The sequence below is a fragment of the Kitasatospora sp. NPDC004799 genome (assembly GCF_040609095.1).
Lineage (GTDB): Bacteria > Actinomycetota > Actinomycetes > Streptomycetales > Streptomycetaceae > Kitasatospora.
In genome coordinates, this window is record NZ_JBEXJK010000557.1 from 1 (window position 1) to 4,305 (window position 4,305).

Annotated in this window: 3 protein-coding genes and 1 pseudogene; 2 read left to right on the forward strand and 2 right to left on the reverse strand. The window is 74.1% G+C overall.

Annotated elements, in window-relative coordinates:
- Positions 1-102: 102 nt before the first annotated feature.
- Together ABZW03_RS37890 and ABZW03_RS37895 are read right to left on the reverse strand one after the other, a co-directional pair.
- On the reverse strand, positions 103-813 hold the full coding sequence (locus ABZW03_RS37890) for a YoaK family protein (RefSeq protein WP_355268983.1): 711 nt from the start codon (positions 811-813) through the stop codon (positions 103-105).
- Positions 814-897: 84 nt separating this feature from the next.
- The gene (locus ABZW03_RS37895) at positions 898-2,778 is read right to left on the reverse strand and encodes an amidohydrolase (protein WP_355268987.1); all 1,881 of its coding nucleotides are present in this window, start codon (positions 2,776-2,778) and stop codon (positions 898-900) included.
- Between the two features lie 337 nt (positions 2,779-3,115).
- Between ABZW03_RS37895 and ABZW03_RS37900 the strand changes: the two genes are divergently transcribed.
- Together ABZW03_RS37900 and ABZW03_RS37905 are read left to right on the forward strand one after the other, a co-directional pair.
- The gene (locus ABZW03_RS37900; protein WP_355268985.1) at positions 3,116-3,778 is read left to right on the forward strand and encodes a hydrolase; all 663 of its coding nucleotides are present in this window, start codon (positions 3,116-3,118) and stop codon (positions 3,776-3,778) included.
- 11 nt (positions 3,779-3,789) lie between these two features.
- A pseudogene (locus tag ABZW03_RS37905) lies at positions 3,790-4,200 on the forward strand (DoxX family protein); the annotation flags it as partial.
- Positions 4,201-4,305: the final 105 nt, after the last annotated feature.

The window sequence follows — 4,305 nt, forward strand, 5'->3', positions numbered from 1 at the left end:
GACCGGCCTGGCCAACCGGGTGCTGTTCCAGGACCGGGTCGGCCTGCCCCTCGCGCGTGGTCGGCCCCCGGCCGCCGCCCTCGGCGGGGCCGTCGCGGCCGGTCACTCGCGGTAGAGCAGGACGGACGCGCCCGCCAGGGCCGCGCTGGCCACCAGGGCCCAGCCGATCTGCCCGTGCAGGACCAGGACCGCGCCCGGAAGCGCGCCGACGAGCATGGTGGCCACCGAGAGGACCTTCCGGCGCTGGCGCGGAGCGGTGCCGCCGGCGAGCCGGGAGTCGGCGGCCAGGCCGGTCAGGGTGAGGGTGAGCACGGTGGTGGTGAGGTCCGGCACCCCGAGGCCGCGCACGGTGCCGTTGCGGATGCCCATCGCCAGGGCGAGCAGGGCGATCACCCAGTACTGCGCGAGCCCGTCGACGCCCCGCGCGAACGCGACGACGGCCGCCGCCCCGTACAGCGCGGCCTCCAGCAGGAAGGCCGTCCGCAGCCGCCGGGGCTGCCGGGCCCCGGACGTCCCGGGGCCGGTGTTCCGGGTGGCGAGCCGGCCGGCCAGCGCGGCGCCGAGGAGGAAGGCGGCGAGCGAGGTCACCGAGCCGGTGACGGAGAAGCCCGGCGCTCCGGCGAGGGCGAAGGCGATGACGACCACGTTGCCGGTCATGTTCGCGGTGAAGACGTGGCCGAGGCCCAGGTAGCTCACCGCGTCGATGAGGCCGCTGACCAGGGTGAGGCCGAACAGCGCCAGGGCCAGCGGGTGGCGGTCGTGGATCTGCGGCGCGGGTGTGTGCGGGGAAGGGGGTGGTGCGGGAGTGGCCACGACGGCTCCTCGGGCGGTGTGCGGACGGATGCGGGCGGGGCACCGCCCCGTCAGGCGGCGCCCCGCACCTGATCTGACGGCGCGTCAGAAGAAGCAGGGGTCCAACGGCACCTGCGGCTCCCCGGGCAGGGCGAGGCCGCGGGCCGTCCGCCAGGCGAGCTGTTCACCCGAGGCCGCCACCGCCTCCAGCACGCCTTCGGCCTGACGGACTCCGGCGGCCAGGCCGGGGGCGGGGGTGGCGTGGTACCCGCCGAAGCGGGTGACCGGGCTCCAGGACGGCGACACCTCGGGCAGCTCGGGGGCCAGCCCCTGGTGCTCCTGGGCGGCGTGGACGATCCGTCCGCCGACGACCGTGAGCACGGACTCGATGTGCGGGATGTCGGCCTCGGGGACGGTGAAGTAGTCGGCGCTGAGCACCGCCAGGTCCGCGTAACTGCCCACCGTCAGACGCCCCTTGACGTCCTCCTCGCCGGTGAGCCGGGCGCCGCCCAGGGTGTAGAGCTCCAGGGCCTGCTCGCGGCCGAGCCGGTTGTGCTCGGCCGCCAGGCGCCGCCCGCTGACCGCCCGGCCGGAGACCAGCCAGTGCAGCGCGACCCACGGGTTGTAGGAGGAGACGCGGGTGGCGTCGGTGCCCGCCGCGACGGTCAGACCGCGGTCCAGCATCGCGCGCAGCGGCGGCGCCTCGGCGGCGGCCGGGGCGCCGTAGCGCGAGACGAAGGCCTCGCCCTGGAAGGAGAGCCGGTTCTGGACGGAGACGGCTCCGCCCAGCGCTGCGATGCGGTCGAGGCTGTCCGGGCTGACGGTCTCGGCGTGGTCGAAGAGCCAGCGGTTGCCCTGCGGGAAGAGGCCCTCGGCGGCGAGCTTCTCGAAGACGGCGAGGTCGCGGCGGATCGTCTCGTCGTAGGTCGCGTGCAGCCGGAAGCCCCAGCCGTTCTCCGTCAGCAGCCGGACGGCCTTCTCGAACTCGGTCTCGTAGGCGCCCAGTTGCGGCCTCGGCTCGGTGAAGTTCTCGAAGTCGGCGGCGGCCCAGGTGAGGTTCTCCCCCGCGCCGTTGAGGCGCAGCCACTCGTCGCCCTCCCCGGGGCGGACGGTGTTCACCCAGCGGGTGAGGTCGTCCAGCTCCTGGCCCGCGGTCTGCGGGAAGAGGTGGTAGGCGATGCGCAGGGACAGCTCGCCGCGGCGGGCCAGCTCCATGACGGTGCCGTAGTTCTCGGGGAAGCTCTGGAACCCGCCGGCCGCGTCGATCGCGGAGGTGAGGCCGAAGCGGTTCAGCTCGCGCAGGAAGTGCCGGGTGGAGCCGATCCGGTCGGCCTCGTCCAGGGTCGGCGCCTTGGCCAGGGTGGAGTAGAGCAGCAGGGCGCCCGGCGCGGCGATCAGCAGACCGGTGGGCTCGCCGTCGTGGCCGCGGACGATCTGGCCGCCGGCCGGGTCGGGGGTGTCCCGGGTGAAGCCCGCGGCCCGCAGCGCGGCCTTGTTGAGCAGGGCCGACTGGTAGAGGTGCAGCACGAAGACGGGGGTGTCGGGGGCCGCGGCGTTGAGCTCCTCCAGGGTGGGCAGGCGCCGCTCGGCGAACTGGTCGGCGGACCAGCCGCCGACCACCCGCACCCACTGGCCGGGCGGGGTGCGCTCGGCCTGCAGCCGCAGCATCGCCAGCGCCTCGCGCAGCGTCGGGACGCCGTCCCAGCGCAGCTCCAGCACGTAGTTGAGGCCGCCGCGGATGACGTGCAGGTGCGCGTCGTTGAGGCCGGGCACGGCCCGGCGGCCGAGCGCGTCCACCACCCGGGTGCCGGGGCCGACCAGCGGGACGACGTCCGCGTCGTCGCCGACCGCCTGGATCCGCCCGTCCCGGACCGCCACGGCGGTGGCCTGCGGGCGGCGCGGGTCGTTGGTGTACACCTTGGCGTTGCGCACGACCAGGTCGGCGGGCTGGTCGGGGGCGCCGGGACGGATTCCGGCGACGGGCATGGTGGACAAGGGAGGTCCCTTCGTTCAGATGTGGTTCGGCGCGGAGGTGTTGGGGTGCGGGGCCGCTGGGGCGCTCCGGCACGGGGCCGCTCAGCGAACCTAGGCGGCCGACGGCGGGCGAGGTTCTCCGCAGCGCATCGCCAGTTGCCCCGCAGCGCACTGCACCGCCCGCCCGGCCCGGTGGCGCGGGCCGTGCGTTGTGGGAACAGCCCCGGGCGCACAGCGAGCAGAACCACCGGGGTGCCGCTGGCTAATGTCGTCAACGTGACGCCGAGCCGATCGAGGCGGTGTCTGACGCAGTGTCAATTCCCTGCATTCCCAAGGAAAGAGAAGAATCATGGTCGACTTCGCCAATGTCCAGGCCGCGCCGAGCCCCGACCTGCTCACCCCGGACAACGCGATGATGCTGTTCGTTGACCACCAGCCGCAGATGTTCTTCGGCACCGGCAGCGGCGACCGCACCGCCATCATCAACTCCACCGTCGGCCTGGCCAAGGCCGCGAAGATCTTCGACGTCCCGGTGGTGCTCTCCACCGTCGCCGCCGAGTCCTTCTCGGGCCCGATCCTGCCGCAGCTGCGCGCGGTCTTCCCGGACCAGGAGATCATCGACCGCACCAGCATGAACGCCTGGGAGGACGAGGCCCTGGTCGAGGCCGTCAAGGCCACCGGCCGCAAGAAGATCATCCTGTCCGGCCTGTGGACCGAGGTCTGCCTGGTCCTGCCGGCGCTCTCCGCGCTGGACCAGGGCTACGAGGTCTACGTCGTCGCCGACGCCTCGGGCGGCGTCAGCCCGCTGGCCCACGAGCACGCCCTGCAGCGGATGACCGCCGCCGGTGCCGTGCCCGTCACCTGGGTGCAGGTCCTGCTGGAGCTGCAGCGCGACTGGGCCCGCACCGAGACCTACGTCGCCGTGACGGACCTGGTCAAGGAGCACGGCGGCGCCTACGGCCTGGGCGTCTTCTACGCCCAGTCGATGATCAACCCGCACGCCGCCGGCTGACGGTGTCCGGTATGAACACGGGTCTACTCCTGCTGCGCCTGGTCGCCGGCCTGCTGATCGCGGGCCACGGCGTCCAGAAGGTCAGCTTCCACCTCGGTGGCGGCGGCCTGGACGGCGGCAGCGCCGAGTTCCGGGGCGACGGCTTCCGCGGCGGCAAACTCACCGCGGTGGCCGCCGGCGGCACCCAGATCGGGGCCGGGCTGATGCTGGCCCTCGGCCTGCTCACCCCGCTGGCCGGGGCGGGGGTCATGGGGGTCATGACCGTCGCCCTGACGGTCAAGTGGCCGCACGGGCTGTGGGTCCAGCACGACGGGTACGAGTTCCCGTTCGTCCTGATCGTCATCGGCGCGGCGCTGACCGCGACCGGGCCCGGACAGTGGTCGGTCGACGGGGCCCTCGGTCTGGCGCACTGGCCGCTGTGGTGCCTGCCGGCGGCCGGGAGCTGATGCCCGACCCGGCCGAGCGCGGCCGCCCCGGCGGACTGCGCCTGCTGATGACCCAGCCCTACCGGCGCCGCACCCTGTTCT

What these genes read in the sequence shown, in the direction of transcription:
- ABZW03_RS37895 (WP_355268987.1), bottom strand. Translation starts at nt 2,778, where the DNA reads ATGCCCGTCGCCGGAATCCGTCCCGGCGCCCCCGACCAGCCCGCCGAC.
- ABZW03_RS37900 (WP_355268985.1), top strand. Translation starts at nt 3,116, where the DNA reads ATGGTCGACTTCGCCAATGTCCAGGCCGCGCCGAGCCCCGACCTGCTC.